Raw genomic sequence first — 14414 nt, forward strand, 5'->3', positions numbered from 1 at the left:
GGCGGGCACGGGCCTGTCGGCCTCAGGGCCGGAACGCCGCGAGCCTGTCGAGCATCTGCAGGGCGACGTCGGCGCAGGCCTTCGTCGAATCGTCGTCGGCGCATTTCACGTCGAGGCGCGCGTCGCCGCGCTCCAGCACGATATGGGCGGCCCGCGACGGCGGTGGCGGCGGCGGCGGAGGTGGCGGCGGGGGCCCGTCGGGCCCGGGGCCGCGTCTCGGGTCGCCGGGCGGCGGCGGGGGTGGCGCGCCGGCCTCGGGGCCGGGCCGCGGGCCGCCGGGCGGCGGCGGTGGGGCCTGCGCGAAGGCGGCGGTGCCGCACAGCAGCGCCGCGGCACCCGCGAGGGCGATGAGTCGGGTCATGTCGGCTCTCTCCGAGGCTCGATCCGCCCCGCCGGCTGGGGCGCCGCGGGGTGCGCCGGCTCTAGGGCGTGCCCGGGAAACCGGCCCTGAACCGGCCCGTTCAGCCCCGGTTAAAGGCCGGGCCCCCCGGGCGGACCGGCCGCGTCGTCCGGAGCTTTCGACAGGCCCGCCCGCATCGTGTAGAGGGAGCGCCTTCCCTCGGAGGACCCTGTGCTCCACGTCTCGACTCGCGGCGCGGCCGCGCCGCTCTCCTTCTCGGACGCGCTCCTGGCGGGCTTGGCCCGCGACGGCGGGCTCTACGTGCCGCAGACCTGGCCGCAGATCGGCCGTCCGGAGATCGCCGCCCTGGCGGGCCGCCCCTACGCGGAGGCCGCCAAGTGCGTGCTGCGCCCGCTGATCGACGGCGACGTCGCCGGGCCGGACCTCGACCGGATGATCGACGCGGCCTACGCGACGTTCCGCCACCCGGCGGTCTGCCCGCTGACCCAGCTCGACGACAACCTGTTCCTGCTGGAGCTCTTCCACGGGCCGACGCTCGCCTTCAAGGACGTGGCGATGCAGCTGCTCGGGCGGCTCATGGACCACGTGCTGACCCAGCGCGGCGCCCGTGCCACCATCGTGGGCGCGACCTCGGGCGATACCGGCTCGGCCGCCGTCGAGGCCTTCGGCGGCCTCGACCGGGTCGACGTGTTCATCCTCTACCCGCACGGGCGGGTCTCGGAGGTCCAGCGGCGGCAGATGACCTCGGTGCCGGCGCAGAACGTCCACGCGCTGGCCGTCGACGGCACGTTCGACGATTGCCAGAACCTCGTCAAAGCCCTGTTCCAGCACGCCGATTTCGCCGACGCGGTGCGGCTGTCGGGCGTCAACTCGATCAACTGGGCCCGGGTCGCCGCGCAGGCCGTCTACTACTTCACCAGCGCCGTGGCGCTGGGCTCCCCGCACCGCCCGGTCTCCTTCGCGGTGCCCACCGGCAATTTCGGCGACGTGCTCGCCGGCTGGGTCGCCAAGCAGATGGGCCTGCCGGTCGGGCGGCTGATGATCGGCACCAACGCCAACGACATCCTGGTGCGCACCCTGGAGCACGGCGCCTACGAGCTGCGCGGCGTGGTGCCCACCACCTCGCCCTCCATGGACATCCAGATCTCGTCGAACTTCGAGCGGCTGCTGTTCGAGGCGCTGGGGCGCGATTCCTCCTCCCTGTCGCGGCTGATGGCGGGGCTGAAGCAGTCCGGCGGGTTCTCGCTGAGCCCCGAGGTTCTCGCCACGGTCCGCTCGGACTTCGACGCCGTCGCGGTGCCGGAGCCTGACGTGATGGAAGAAATCGCCCTGACCCAGGCCGCCACCGGGGTGGTGCTTGACCCCCACAGCGCCATCGGCGTGCGGGCCGGGCGGCGGCTCCTGGAGCAGGATCCGGCGACCCCCGTGGTGGCGCTCGCCACCGCGCATCCCGCCAAATTCCCGGATGCGGTCGCCAAGGCCACGGGCGGCCTGCGCCCCGCCCTGCCCCCGCACCTCGCCGACCTGATGGACCGGCCCGAGCGCCTGACCCGGGTGGCCAACGACCAGGCCGCTCTGGAGACGCTCATCCGCGAGCGCGCCCGCATCACGAGGGGGGCGTGAGCGTTGCCCGGGGCGCGCGCCGCGCGCCCTCTCCCGTGCGGGAGAGGGGCGGGGTGAGGGGCGTGCCCGTTCCGGAGGTTTCTCCGCCCTCACCCGGCTCTCTGCGAGCGCAGACCGCTCCCGCACGGGAGAGGCGACCCGCGCCCGATCCGGCCCCCTTCGCGACGAGCCGTCGATGAACCAGCACTTCTCCACGCACGCCGCCTCGCCGTCCCTGCGCACCACGCGGCTCGACAACGGCGTCACGGTGGTCACCGAGCCGATGCCCGGGGTCGCCACCGCCAGCCTCGGCGTCTGGGTCGGGGCCGGCTCGCGCAACGAGCGCGCCGACGAGGCCGGCCTGTCCCACCTCATCGAGCACATGGCGTTCAAGGGGACGCGGACGCGCTCGGCGCAGAAGATCGCCGAGGAGATCGAGAATGTCGGCGGCGAGATCAACGCCGCCACCTCCACGGAGGGGACGAGCTACACCGCCCGGGTCCTGGGCGAGGATGCCGGCCTCGCCCTGGACGTGATCGGCGACATCCTCACCGATTCGGTGTTCGACGCGGGCGAGCTCGCCCGGGAGAAGGGCGTGATCCTGCAGGAATACGCCGCCGTCGAGGACACCCCCGACGACGTGGTCTACGACGCGTTCACGGAGGCCGCCTTCCCGGACCAGCCGGTCGGCCGGCCGATCCTCGGGCGGCCCGAGACGATCCGGAGCTTCGACGAGGCCGGCATCCGCGCCTATCTCGACCGGGAATACACGCCGGACCGCATCGTCGTCGCCGGCGCCGGGGCGGTGACCCACGAGGCGATCGTGGCGGCGGCCGAGCGCCATTTCGGGGGGCGGCCCGCCAAATCCGCCCCCGCCTCCGTGCCGGGCGTCTACGGCGGCGGTGAGCGGCGGATGCCGCGCAAGCTCGAGCAGGCCAACGTGGTGATCGGCCTGCCGGGCCTCTCCTTCCGGGACGACCGCTACTACGCGCTGCACATGTTCGCGCAGGTGCTGGGCGGCGGCCTGACCTCGCGGCTCTGGCAGGAGGTGCGCGAGACCCGCGGCCTCGCCTACGAGATCCAGGCCTTCCACTGGCCCTTCTCGGATTGCGGCCTGTTCGGGATCGGCGCCGGCACCGCCGGGGCGGACCTGCCCGAACTCGTCGACGTGACGCTGGCGGCCACCGCCCGGGCGGCCCGCGACCTCGACGCCGTCGAGATCGCCCGCGCCAAGGCGCAGCTCAAGGTCTCGCTGCTCTCGGCGCTGGAGACGCCGGGCGGGCGCATCGAGCGCAACGCCCGCCAGATCCTGGCCTGGGGCCGGGTGATCCCCGCCGGAGAGGTGATCGACAAGGTCGACGCCGTCACGGTGGCGGATGTCCGGGCCGCGGCGGCCGCGATGCTGCAGGGCACGCCGACGCTGGCGGCGATCGGCCCGATCCGCAAGCTGCCCGCTCTCGACAAGATCGCGGGTGCGCTCCGAGCGGCCTGAGAGGCGGTCGGATCTCCGCGAACAGGGATCCGGCTCCCCCGCATCCCGAGGCGCCCGCCGACGCGGGCACCGCAGGCTGCGGGCGCGCGGGGGATGGACCGGTTCCGAGACGCTCAGAATCCTGCCGCGGAGCCGCCCCCCGCCCCGCCCAACTTGATTTGGCCGCAAAGGGGCGCGATCCGCGGGCGGTGGACCGGCCCCGGGGCGACCTTGCCCCAGGTGAGGCCCACACCTATCGATCAAGGCCGCCCGGGCGGCTGACGCCGAACCTCGCACGGCCGGAAGTCAAGACACCCTTGCGCATCCTCGCCCTCCTCCTGTCCCTGGTCGGCGGTCTCGTCGGTGCCCTCGCGCTGGGGGGGCCGGCCCGGGCCGTGGAAGCGGTCCGCGTCACCCTCGACGCGCCGGTGATCGACCTGACCACCGCGATCGAGCGCTACCGCTCCGACGGCGACCTGATCCAGATCTCCACGGCGCCCGGCAAGGACGGCATCGTCCGCCGCATCGTCGTGAAGGCCCGCGACGCCGGCGCCCGGCCCGACTGGATCGTGTTCGCGCTCACCAACGACACCGACGAGCAGATCGACCGCATCCTCGTCGCCCCGCATTTCCGGCTGGTGGATTCCGGGGTGATCTGGCCCGATCTCGGCGGCTCGCGGATCGCCGCCATCACGGCGAGCCAGGGCATCCGCCCGGAGCGCGACGAGAACCCGGAAGCCGACCAGTTCACCATCACGCTGGATCCCGGCGCCACCGTCACCTACGTGGCCGAACTGCGCGGCTCCAACGTCCCCCAGCTCCGCCTCTGGGACCAGGACGCCTACCGCCGGAAGGCCGCAGGCCTGACCCTCTACAAGGGCATCATCATCGGGATCAGCGGCCTGCTGGCCCTGTTCCTGACCATCGTGTTCGTGGTCAAGGGCGCGATCATCTTCCCGGCCGCCGCCGCGCTCGCGTGGTCGGTGCTCGCCTATGCCTGCATCGATTTCGGCTTCCTGCAGCGGGTCTTCCCGGTCACCGAACTGGCCGAGCGGGTCTACCGGGCCTCCGCGGAGGCGGTGCTCGGGGCGACGCTGCTGGTCTTCCTGTTCGCCTATCTCAACCTCGCCCGCTGGCACGTGCGCTACAGCCATGTGGCGTTCTTCTGGCTCGCCTTCCTGGCCGGCCTCGTGGGGCTCGCGGTGTTCGACCCGCCGGTGGCGGCGGGCGTGGCCCGGATCTCCATCGCGGCGGTGGCCGGCATCGGCCTGCTGCTGATCGTCTACCTCGCCGCCCATAACGGCTACGACCGCGCCATCCTGCTGGTGCCGACCTGGCTGCTCCTCGTCGTCTGGGTGACGGCGGCGGGCTTCGCGGTCACCGGCCAGATCGGCAGCGACCTCGTGCAGCCGGCGCTCATCGGCGGCCTCGTGCTGATCGTGATGCTGATCGGCTTCACGGTGCTCCAGCACGCCTTCGCGGGGGGCGGGCTCAGCCACGCCCTCGTGTCCGACACGGAGCGGCGTGCGCTGGCGCTGACCGGCGCCGGCGACGTGGTGTTCGACTGGGACGTGCCCGCCGACCGGGTCTTCGTGGGCCCCGAGATCGAGGGCCAGCTCGGCCTCGCCCGGGGGACGCTGGAGGGACCGGCCACCAACTGGCTCGGCGCGCTCCACCCCTTCGACGTGGAGCGCTACTCGGCGGCCCTCGACACGGTGATCGAGGAGCGGCGTGGCCGCATCGTCCACGATTTCCGCCTGCGCTCGGAGGCCGGCGCGTTCTTCTGGTACCGGCTGAAGGCGCGGCCCGTGATCGGCGCCGACGGCGAGGTGATTCGGGTGGTCGGCACCATCGCGGACGTCACCGAGGTGAAGACCGCCGAGGAGCGCCTGCTCCACGACGCCGTGCACGACAGCCTCACCGGCCTGCCGAACCGCGAATTGTTCGGCGACCGGCTCGATGCGGCGCTCGCCTTCGCCGGGCAGGACCAGCGCCTCAAGCCCACCGTGATCGTGCTCGACGTCGACCGGTTCAAGGGCATCAACGACGCCATCGGCCTGTCGGCCGGCGATTCGATCCTGCTGACCCTGTCGCGCCGGCTCGGCCGGCTGCTGCGGCCGCAGGACACCCTGGCCCGGGTCGCGGGCGACGAGTTCGCGGTGATCCTCCTGTCGGAGCGCGACCCCGACCGGATCCTGGCCTTCGCCGAGATGATCCGCCGGGCGATCGCCACGCCGATCACCTACGCGGACCGGGAGATCTTTCTGACCGTCTCGATCGGGCTCGCCCTCTACGAGGCCGGCGCCAACCTGAAGCGCGACGAGGTGTTCAAGAGCGCCGAGATCGCCATGATCCAGGCCAAGCGCAACGGCGGCGACCGCATCGAGGTGTTCCGCGCCCATATGCGCACCGACCGCTCCGACCGGCTGATGCTGGAGAGCGACCTGCGCAAGGCGATCGAGCGCAACGAATTGCGGGTGCTGTTCCTGCCGGTGGTCCGCCTCGAGGACCGCACGGTGGCGGGGTTCGAGACCGTCCTGCGCTGGGACCATCCGAAGCTCGGCCGCATCCCGGCCTCGACCTTCATGCCGCTCGCCGAGGAGAGCGGCTTCGTGGTCAATCTCGGCATCTTCGCCCTGGAGCGCACCGCGCTGGAACTCGCCGCCTGGCAGCGCTCCCTGGAGGTCGAGCCGCCGATCTTCGCGGCTTGCAACCTGTCCTCGCGCCAGCTCCTGCGCCACGACCTCCTGCACGACGTGAAGACCGTGCTGGCCCGCTCCGGGGCCCTGCCCGGCTCGCTCAAGCTGGAATTCAGCGAGAGCCTCGTAATGGAGAATCCGGAATACGCCGCGCAGATGCTGGCCCGGATCCACGACCTCGGCGCCGGCCTGTGCCTGTCGGATTTCGGCACCGGCTACTCGGCGCTCTCCTATCTCCAGCGCTTCCCCTTCGACACGATCAAGGTCGACGCGACCTTCGTGCGCCAGATCGGCACCGGGCAGACCGCGATCCTGCGCTCCATCGTCCGCATGGCGAGCGAACTGAACCTCGCCATCGTGGCGGAGGGCTGCGAATCGGAAGCCGACGCCCAGGCGCTGGCCGGGCTCGGCTGCGAATACGCGCTGGGCCCCGCCTTCGGCGAGCCGATGACCATGCTGCAGGCCCGCCAGATCGTCGGCGCGGCGCCTGAGGCGGCCTGAGATCCCTCCTGCGGGGCCGACAGGTGTGCTGCCGGCCACCGACACCATGGCGGCCGGGGATGCGATGACACCGGACCACGTCAGGCTCGTGCGGGACGGCTTTGCGAAGGTGCGGCCCATCGCCGGGACGGCCGACCTGCCCTGAGGCCGCCTGTTCGAGGTCGCCCCGCCGGCGCATCGCATCCCCGCTTCCCCGCGGACAGGACCGAGCAGACGCTGACGCCGACGGCCATGCTCGGGCCGGCGGTGGCCAGCCCGAACCATCCGGAGACCGCGGCGCCGGCGCTCCAGGCTTCGGACGCAAGGCCCGTGGCCGACACGCAGGACGCCCCCTGCGCGCCGGTGGGCGCGGCCCTGCCGTGGCCCCTGGAACAGGACCTCGGCGCGGACTTCACCCCGGAGGTCCGGGAGGCCCGGACCGAGACCGACGCGCTGGCCGCCCGCGCGATACTGCAGGCGGACGCGGCCTGAAGGCCGAAACGGCGAAAGCCGTCGATCGGCTTAAGCCACCCTTAACCATGTTCGACCAAGCTCCTGTGGATGGACGGGCCCTTCAGCGCCCGGGAAGGGGATGGTCGGATGGCCGAGGCGGCACGGCGTTACCAGCAGGCAGGGGGCTCCGACCTCGTGCGCCGCCTGATGGCCCGGCCGGTCCGGCTGGAGCAGCAGGCCCGGACCCGGATGCCGCTCCGCGATCCCCGCCATGCCGATCCATCCCCCGAGGCCTTCGACGATCCGTCGGATGCGCTGGACGAGGCCGACGAGATCGCCCGCCTCGAGACCGAGCTGCAGGTGATGAAGGCGGTGCTCCGGGCCCAGCGGCAGGAGGTCGAGTCGCTGCGGGCGCAGCGCCAGCTCCTCACCGACTCGGCCCCGACCGACGATGTCCGCGCGACCCGCGAGCGCTGGGCGGCCCTGGTCGACTCGCTCCTGATCCGCGCCCGCTGATCCGTCACAAGCGCATGCGGGGGAGAGCCATGGGGGCGCGCTGCTCGCTCGTCGTCAACGGTCGGTCGGTGCGTGTCTCGACCGGCGATACGCCGCTGGAGGCCGCGCTGGCCGAGGGCATGATCGCCCCGCTCCAGGCGCAGCCCGGCAACCTGCTCGCCGGCCAGGGCCTCGCTCAGGGCAGCGCCGCACCGTCCGGTCGCCGTCATCCGGCCCGCCGGGCCAGGGCCGAGGCCCTGCGCCCGGCCCTTCCCGGCGCCCCGATCCAGGGCCAGGAGGCGGCGGCGCCGCCGCCCGTGGCCGTCCGCAAGGGCACGGTCACGGAAATCCGCCGGCTCAGCCCCGGAATCCTCGAGGTCGTCGCGACCCTGACCCGGCGCCCCACCGGCGAGCCGGGCCACCAGGCGCTGGTGACCTTCGCGGGGCTGCCCACCCTGACGCTGTCCCCGACCCTGCGGGTCGACGGCACGACCGAGATCAACGACGTGGTGTTCCACGTCGCCCGCGACCCCGAGGGCGATCCCCTCGACGCGCTCCGCCTCGACCAGCCGGTGCGCCTCAAGGGGCCGGTCGGCCGGGGGCAGTACCGCCCCGGGGGCGGGCGCCTCGTGCTGGTGGCGGCCGGCGCCGGCTTCGGCGCGATCTGGGCGATCGCCCGGGCGGCCCGCTACGTCGAACCCGCCCGCGAGATGGCCCTGGCCGTCGGCGCCCGCGACGCCCTGGACCTCTACATGCGCGAGAGCCTGGACTGGCTGCGCCGCACCGGCGTCGGCCGGATCGTGCTCTGCGCCGATCGCGGCCGCCAGCGGCCGCCGGACGTGCGCTCCGGCCCGCTCAGCGCCCACCTGCCGAGCCTGCGCGCCACCGACGTGGTCCACGTGGCGGGCGACGTCTCGACGGTCGGCGCCGTGCAGGTGCTCGCCGCCGCGGTGGGCGCCCGCTGCTACCCGATCGTGATCGACTGACCGCCGTCGCCTCGACGCGGCGGCGTCCGGCTGCTACCGGCGCCGGGCCGGCCGCACGGGGCCGATCCTGAGCCCGATCCGAGCCCCGATGGTCCGCGTCCTCTGCCTCGGCTACAGCGTCACGGAGCTGCCGGGCTATGTCGAGCGGGCCAACGCCCTGGCCGAGGCCGAGGGGCGTCCGGTCACCTTCCTCCGCAGCGGCTGGGGCGGCCATTCCCTGCCCTCCATCGCCGCCCTGATCGACGAGATCCTGGACGCGCTCCCCTGCGACTGCGTCCTCCTCGAGCTGTTCACCGGCAACGTCCGCTACTTCGACGGCGCGACGATGCGGGCCTATCTCGACGACATCCTCGCGGCGACCGCCCGGCGGGACCTGCCCGTCGCCTTCCTCAACCTCCACCAGGGCGGCGTCGACTACGCGGCCGAGCCCGTCGCCGGCCTGCTGGCGGAGTACCGCGCCCTCTACGGGATCCCCTATCTCGACATCGCCGCCCCGGTGGCGGCCGCGGGCGCGGGCGACATCACCTACCTCCTGACGGATGCAACCCACGTCACGCCGGTGGGCGCCGACCTCTACGGCACCCTGGTCTACAGCTTCCTGCGCGCGCCGCCCCCGGGCCGCGCCTATATCGACCGGTTCCGGACCCTGCCGGGCCGGTTCGAGGCCGTGCCGCTGCGCGCCCTCCCCGGCCTGACCTGCGGGTTCGCCCTGCGCCGCAACGGCATCCCGCTGGACTTCCTGGAGATTCCCGAGGGCACCCGCGTCACCGTCCCCATCGGGCGGCCCCGCGACGTGATCGGTCTCCTCGTGACCTACGGCCCCCAGGCGGGCACGCTGACGGTCCAGGACCCGGCGAAGGGACGGGGGCACGATCTCGTCGCCTACGACGAGTTCTCCTACTACACGCGCTCGATGTTCCGCAGCGTCACCCTGCCGGCGGCGCGCGCGCTGACGATCGCGCAATCGGCGGAGCGGCCGGACATCGCCCTGCGCAAGGGGGCGCCGGATCCGGGCCCGCGGATCGGGCGCGTGTCGCATGTCGTCTGCCGGCGCAGGCTGAGCCTCGCCCAGCGTGCCGCGCGCCTGCTGCACCGGCTGCGGCGCGGCCTGCGCCGCCTCGGGCCGCGGGTCGGCCTCGTCCGCGGGGCCTGAGATTCCGGCCCGGGCCGGGCGCGAAGGAGACGCCGGGCCTCACAGCGCCCGCCCGCGCCCGCCGGCGAGACCGCTCCATCCCCGACCCGGATCGGCCAGGCGCTCCCGGACGCGCGCCCACACCGCTCGATCGGTTCAATGGCGCTGATGTATTTCTTTGATATTATCAGTATTTATATATGAATAAATATTCGTTTCATTCTTCTGTTGATCTGTCGTCGCCAGATGATCGTGGCAGTGCATGGATCTCTGTCGCGGTTTTATGCTAAGGGATATTTTGAGTTCATGAGGGGATCGGACGATATGCGATTTCTACGGAATGCGAGCCTGCATGTAAAAATGTCGTTGCCCATCGGTTTCTTGGTGATCGTCACTGCGGGGGTCGTATTTTATTCGATTTCAGGTCTCAAATATATGGAGGAAAGGAATAGATATCTGGTAGATTATTATTTCGCCAGGCTCGAGATATTCGCGAAAGTTCGCGAAAAATTCGTCGATGCCGCGCTCATGAATCGCAATTTGATCATCGGCCGACCGGAAGGAGACCTCCCGCTCTTTCGCAGGCGCTTCGACGAGGACGTCAAGGCCGTGGCCGACAGCATCGAGACGCTGGCCGAGGGCTCGCGGCGCGAGGAGATCGCGGCGATGCAGCGCCAGATCGGGGCGATCGCCCGGGACTATTTCGACCTGCTCGACCGCTCCAACTACCTCGCCCTCCGGAACGACCGGTCTGCGGCGATCCAGGTCGGCGTCGTCGCGAGCCGTGAGGTCCGGGCGCAGTTCGACAAGGCGGCCCAGGATTACGAGGCGCAGGCGACGGCCCGCCTCCGCGAGGCGAGGCGCGCGTCCCGGCAGGAAGCCGAGCAGGCGCGTACGGTCCTGATCGGCTCCGCCCTGGCGGGCCTGCTCGCCGCCTTGAGCCTTTCCGCGGTGATCGTCGTCTTCGGCGCGACGCGGCCGCTGCAGCGCCTCGTCGCCGTCCTGCGGCGTATGGCGCAGGGCGACGTCTAGGCCGCGATCGTCGAGGCGCAGCGCGGCGACGAGATCGGGATGGTCGGGCGGGCGGTCGAGGCGATCAGGACCATGGTCGCCCGCAACGCCGCCGCGGAGGCCGAGCGCCGACGGCGGGCGGACGCCGAAGCCGCCGCCGTGCGCAAGGAGGCCACGATGGACCTCGCTCGGACCTTCGAGGAGGCGGTGGCCAGGATCGTCGAGCAGGTCTCGTCGGCCGCGGGAGAACTGGAGGGCACCGCCCACCAGATGACGACGACCGCCCAGGAGACGGCCAGCCAGTCCGGCGCGGTGGCGGCGGCGGCCGAGGCGGCGGCGGCCAACATCAACGCGGTGGCGGCCTCGACCGAGCGGCTCGGCAGCGCCATCCAGGCGATCGGCCATCAGGCGAGCGGCTCGTCCGACCTCGCGCAGCAGGCGGTCGGCGAGGCCGACCAGACCGCCGGCCTCGTGGCCGAACTGCAGCAGGCGGCCTCCGAGATCGGCGACGTGGTGCGGCTGATCGCGTCCGTCGCCGAGCAGACCAACCTGCTCGCGCTCAACGCGACCATCGAGGCGGCGCGCGCCGGCGAGGCCGGGCGCGGCTTCGCGGTCGTGGCGGCCGAGGTGAAGGCCCTGGCCGAGAAGACCGCCAAGGCGACCGACGGGATCGCCGCCCAGATCGGACGGATCCAGGGCGTGACCGGTTCCGCGGTCGGCGCGATCGGCGGGATCATCGACCGGATCCGCGAGATCAACGGCGTGGCGATCGCGATCGCGGCGGCCGTGGAGGAGCAGGGCGCGGCGACCCAGGAGATCGTGCGCAACATCGCCCACGCGACCCGGGGTGCCACGGCGGTGACCGGCACCATCGTCGGGGTGGCCGAGGCGTCGGAGCGCACGGGCGTGGCGGCCGATCACGTGCTCGCGGCCGCCACGGCCCTGTCACGCCAGTCGGAGCGGCTGTCGGCGGAGATGGACCGCTTCCTGGTCGGCGTTCGCGCCGCCTGAGGGCCGGAGCCTTCCGGAGCGGGCAGGCCCCGCGCCGACCCGCTTCCGCATGGGAGCGGGTCGGGCGGCCGACGGCTCAGCCCAGGCGGACCCGCCAGATCTCCTCGGCGTATTCGCGCATCGCCCGGTCGGAGGAGAACCACGCCATGCGGGCGGTGTTGCGGATCGCCTTCGCCCACCAGCCGCGCGGATCGCGCCATGCGGCGTCGATGGCGCGCTGTACCCGCCAGTAATCGTCGAAATCGGCGGTGAGCAGGTACTGGTCGCGCCGGCGCAGGTCGTCGGTGAGCGGCCGGAACCGGCCCGGCTCCTCCGGCGAGAACCGCCCCGCGGCGATCATGTCGAGGGCCGCCGCCAGCCGCGGCGAGGCCTGGATCGCCTTGGCCGCGTAGTCCGGCTCGGCCTGCCGGGCCTTCACCCCGTCGGCCTCCAGGCCGAAGATGAAGATGTTGTCCGCCCCGACATGGTCGCGGATCTCGATGTTGGCGCCGTCGAGGGTGCCCACCGTGAGCGCGCCGTTGAGGGCGAACTTCATGTTGCCGGTGCCCGAGGCCTCCAGCCCAGCGGTGGAGATCTGCTCCGACAGGTCGGCGGCCGGGATGATCGCCTCGGCAAGGCTCACCGAGTAGTTCGGCAGGAACACCACCTTCAGCCGGCCCGCGACCTCGGGATCGTCGTTGACCGCCTTGGCGACGTCGCAGGCGAGCTTGATGATCAGCTTGGCCTGGACGTAGCTCGGCGCCGCCTTGCCGGCGAAGATCTTCACCCGGGGCGTCCAGTCCCGGTGCGGCTCGGCCTTGATCGCCTGATAGAGCGCCACGGTCTCAAGGATGTTGAGAAGCTGGCGCTTGTACTCGTGGATGCGCTTGACCTGCACGTCGAACAGCGCGGCCGGATCGACGTCGATGCCGGTGCGCTCGGCGATGAGGTCGGCCAGGGCCTCCTTGCGCTCCCGGCGCACGGCGGCGTAGCGCGCCACGAAGACCGGGTCCTCGGCATGGGCCTCCAGGCCCCGCAGCAGCTCGGGATTGTCCAGCACGCCGGCGCCCACCGTCTCCACGGCGAGCCGGGTGAGGCCGGGATTGGCGTTGTGGAACCAGCGGCGGAAGGTGATGCCGTTGGTCTTGTTGACGATCTTGTCCGTGTCGAGGGCGTGCAGGTCGGAGAAGACCGTCGAGCGCATCAGGTCGGTGTGGAGCGCCGAGACGCCGTTGACCCGGCGCGCGCCGTGGAAGGCGAGATGCCCCATGCGCACCCGCCGCCCGTGCGACTCGTCGATCAGCGAGATCGAGGCGAGGTAGGCGGCGTTGTCGGAGGCGGTGTCCTGGCGGGCGTGCTTGGCCTGCTCCTCCAGATGCATCCAGTTGATCAGGTAGATGATCTGCATGTGGCGCGGCAGCAGCCGCTCCATCAGCTCCACCGGCCAGGTCTCCAGCGCCTCGGGCAGGAGGGTGTGGTTCGTGTAGTGCAGCGTGTGCGTGGTGACGTGCCACGCATCCTCCCAGGAGAGGCCGTGCGCGTCGATCAGGATGCGCATCAGCTCCGGCACCGCGATGGCCGGGTGCGTGTCGTTGAGCTGGATCGCGGCGTGGTCCGGCAGGGACCGGACGTCGCCGCGCTCGGCCACGTGGCGGGCCACGAGATCCTGGATCGAGGCCGCGGTGAAGAAGTATTCCTGGCGCAGGCGCAACTCCTGGCCCTCGGCCGAGGAATCGCTCGGATAGAGCACCCGGGAGATCGCCTCGGCGCGCATCCGCGCCGCCACCGCGCCGACATGATCGCCGCCGTTGAACCGGGCGAGGTCCACGGGCTCGCCGGCCTCGGCCTTCCACAGGCGCAGGGCGTTGACGTGGCGCCCGCGCCAGCCGACCACCGGCACGTCGTGGGCCACCGCCCGCACGGTCTCGGCCGGCTGCCAGTGCCGCCGGATCACCCCCTCCTCCGCGGAGGACATGGTCACGGTGCCGCCGAAGCCGATGGCATAGGTCGCCTCGGGCCGGGCGAATTCCCAGGGATTGCCCTCGGCGAGCCAGGTCTCCGGCGCCTCGCGCTGCCAGCCGTCCTCGAAGGACTGGCGGAACAGGCCGTGGTCGTAGCGGATCCCGTAGCCCATGGCCGGGATGCCGATGCTCGCCATGCTCTCCATAAAGCAGGCGGCCAGCCGCCCGAGGCCGCCATTGCCCAGAGCCGCGTCGGGCTCGGCTTCCTGCACGGCGTCGAGGTCGACCCCGAGTTCCCGCAGGGCGGCGCGGGTGGTCTCGGTCAGGCCCAGGTTGTTCATCGCGTCCGACATCAGCCGGCCGATGAGGAATTCCAGCGACAGATAGTAGACGCGCTTGTTCGGCACGCTGCGCTCGGCGGCCAGGGCGGCCGCCACGATCCGCTCGCGCAGGGCCAGGGCGGTCGCCGCGAACCAGTCGCGCGGGCGTGCGGTCTCGGGCGTGCGGCCCAGCGCGAAGGTGAGCTTGGCGCGGATCGACTCCCGCAGGTCGACCCCTGCGTCACCACTTGCGGACAGCACCGGGGCGGTCCAGGAGCCTGCGGCCGGTGCCTCGGGAGCGCGCTCGTCGCGCGCGACATCTTGTGGCACAGGCCGGGTCAGAACATCGTTCAACACGTGCGGGTCCCCCAAAGTCGTCGCCCCGGATTCTAGCGCCGGGGGTATCGTGGGCGGATTATCTCTTTTGATGGATTGCCGCCGCATGAACGGACG

11 protein-coding genes are annotated in these 14414 nt (G+C 72.2%); 9 read left to right on the forward strand and 2 right to left on the reverse strand.

All coding sequences use genetic code 11. From position 1 onward, the window contains the following. Positions 1–22 precede the first annotated feature (22 nt). Positions 23–361 carry a hypothetical protein gene (locus ABIC70_RS04260; RefSeq protein WP_354438962.1) on the reverse strand — a complete coding sequence of 113 codons (339 nt, stop codon included), beginning with the start codon at positions 359–361 and terminating at the stop codon, positions 23–25. A gap of 210 nt (positions 362–571) precedes the next feature. Here ABIC70_RS04260 and thrC point away from each other — a divergent pair, with 210 nt between their 5' ends. The 9 genes from thrC (at position 572) to ABIC70_RS04305 (ending at position 11701) form a co-directional block, all read left to right on the forward strand. Continuing rightward, positions 572–1984: a threonine synthase gene (thrC, locus tag ABIC70_RS04265; protein WP_043379743.1), complete on the forward strand. Its 1413-nt coding sequence runs from the start codon at positions 572–574 to the stop codon at positions 1982–1984. 175 nt (positions 1985–2159) lie between these two features. Beyond that, entirely contained in the window at positions 2160–3455 is a 1296-nt protein-coding gene (locus ABIC70_RS04270) for a M16 family metallopeptidase (protein WP_043379741.1), read from the forward strand. A gap of 302 nt (positions 3456–3757) precedes the next feature. Then, a complete protein-coding gene (locus tag ABIC70_RS04275) occupies positions 3758–6634 on the forward strand; it encodes an EAL domain-containing protein (protein ID WP_236952982.1) in 2877 nt (958 codons plus the stop codon). 231 nt (positions 6635–6865) lie between these two features. Continuing rightward, positions 6866–7105, forward strand: coding sequence for a globin family protein (locus ABIC70_RS04280; protein WP_244538775.1), 240 nt, complete (start codon positions 6866–6868; stop codon positions 7103–7105). Positions 7106–7213: 108 nt separating this feature from the next. Next, positions 7214–7582, forward strand: coding sequence for a hypothetical protein (locus ABIC70_RS04285; protein ID WP_043352571.1), 369 nt, complete (start codon positions 7214–7216; stop codon positions 7580–7582). A gap of 29 nt (positions 7583–7611) precedes the next feature. After that, on the forward strand, positions 7612–8547 hold the full coding sequence (locus ABIC70_RS04290) for a ferredoxin reductase domain-containing protein (RefSeq protein WP_085987674.1): 936 nt from the start codon (positions 7612–7614) through the stop codon (positions 8545–8547). Between the two features lie 88 nt (positions 8548–8635). Beyond that, entirely contained in the window at positions 8636–9700 is a 1065-nt protein-coding gene (locus ABIC70_RS04295) for an SGNH/GDSL hydrolase family protein (RefSeq protein WP_354438963.1), read from the forward strand. Positions 9701–9985: 285 nt separating this feature from the next. Beyond that, complete coding sequence (locus ABIC70_RS04300; protein ID WP_354438965.1) at positions 9986–10711, forward strand: hypothetical protein; 726 nt, start codon at positions 9986–9988, stop codon at positions 10709–10711. A gap of 39 nt (positions 10712–10750) precedes the next feature. Then, the gene (locus tag ABIC70_RS04305; RefSeq protein ID WP_354438966.1) at positions 10751–11701 is read left to right on the forward strand and encodes a methyl-accepting chemotaxis protein; all 951 of its coding nucleotides are present in this window, start codon (positions 10751–10753) and stop codon (positions 11699–11701) included. Between the two features lie 76 nt (positions 11702–11777). Here ABIC70_RS04305 and ABIC70_RS04310 read toward each other — a convergent pair whose 3' ends face one another. Beyond that, on the reverse strand, positions 11778–14318 hold the full coding sequence (locus ABIC70_RS04310) for a glycogen/starch/alpha-glucan phosphorylase (RefSeq protein ID WP_075381880.1): 2541 nt from the start codon (positions 14316–14318) through the stop codon (positions 11778–11780). Between the last annotated feature and the right edge of the window lie 96 nt (positions 14319–14414).

This window comes from Methylobacterium sp. 1973, from assembly GCF_040545035.1.
Lineage (GTDB): Bacteria > Pseudomonadota > Alphaproteobacteria > Rhizobiales > Beijerinckiaceae > Methylobacterium > Methylobacterium fujisawaense.

Coding starts and splice junctions, on each gene's coding strand:
- ABIC70_RS04295 (WP_354438963.1), top strand. CDS start 8,636: ATGGTCCGCGTCCTCTGCCTCGGCTACAGCGTCACGGAGCTGCCGGGC.
- ABIC70_RS04300 (WP_354438965.1), top strand. CDS start 9,986: ATGAGGGGATCGGACGATATGCGATTTCTACGGAATGCGAGCCTGCAT.
- ABIC70_RS04270 (WP_043379741.1), top strand. CDS start 2,160: ATGAACCAGCACTTCTCCACGCACGCCGCCTCGCCGTCCCTGCGCACC.
- ABIC70_RS04260 (WP_354438962.1), bottom strand. CDS start 361: ATGACCCGACTCATCGCCCTCGCGGGTGCCGCGGCGCTGCTGTGCGGC.
- ABIC70_RS04290 (WP_085987674.1), top strand. CDS start 7,612: ATGGGGGCGCGCTGCTCGCTCGTCGTCAACGGTCGGTCGGTGCGTGTC.
- ABIC70_RS04305 (WP_354438966.1), top strand. CDS start 10,751: ATGGTCGGGCGGGCGGTCGAGGCGATCAGGACCATGGTCGCCCGCAAC.
- ABIC70_RS04280 (WP_244538775.1), top strand. CDS start 6,866: ATGCTCGGGCCGGCGGTGGCCAGCCCGAACCATCCGGAGACCGCGGCG.
- ABIC70_RS04285 (WP_043352571.1), top strand. CDS start 7,214: ATGGCCGAGGCGGCACGGCGTTACCAGCAGGCAGGGGGCTCCGACCTC.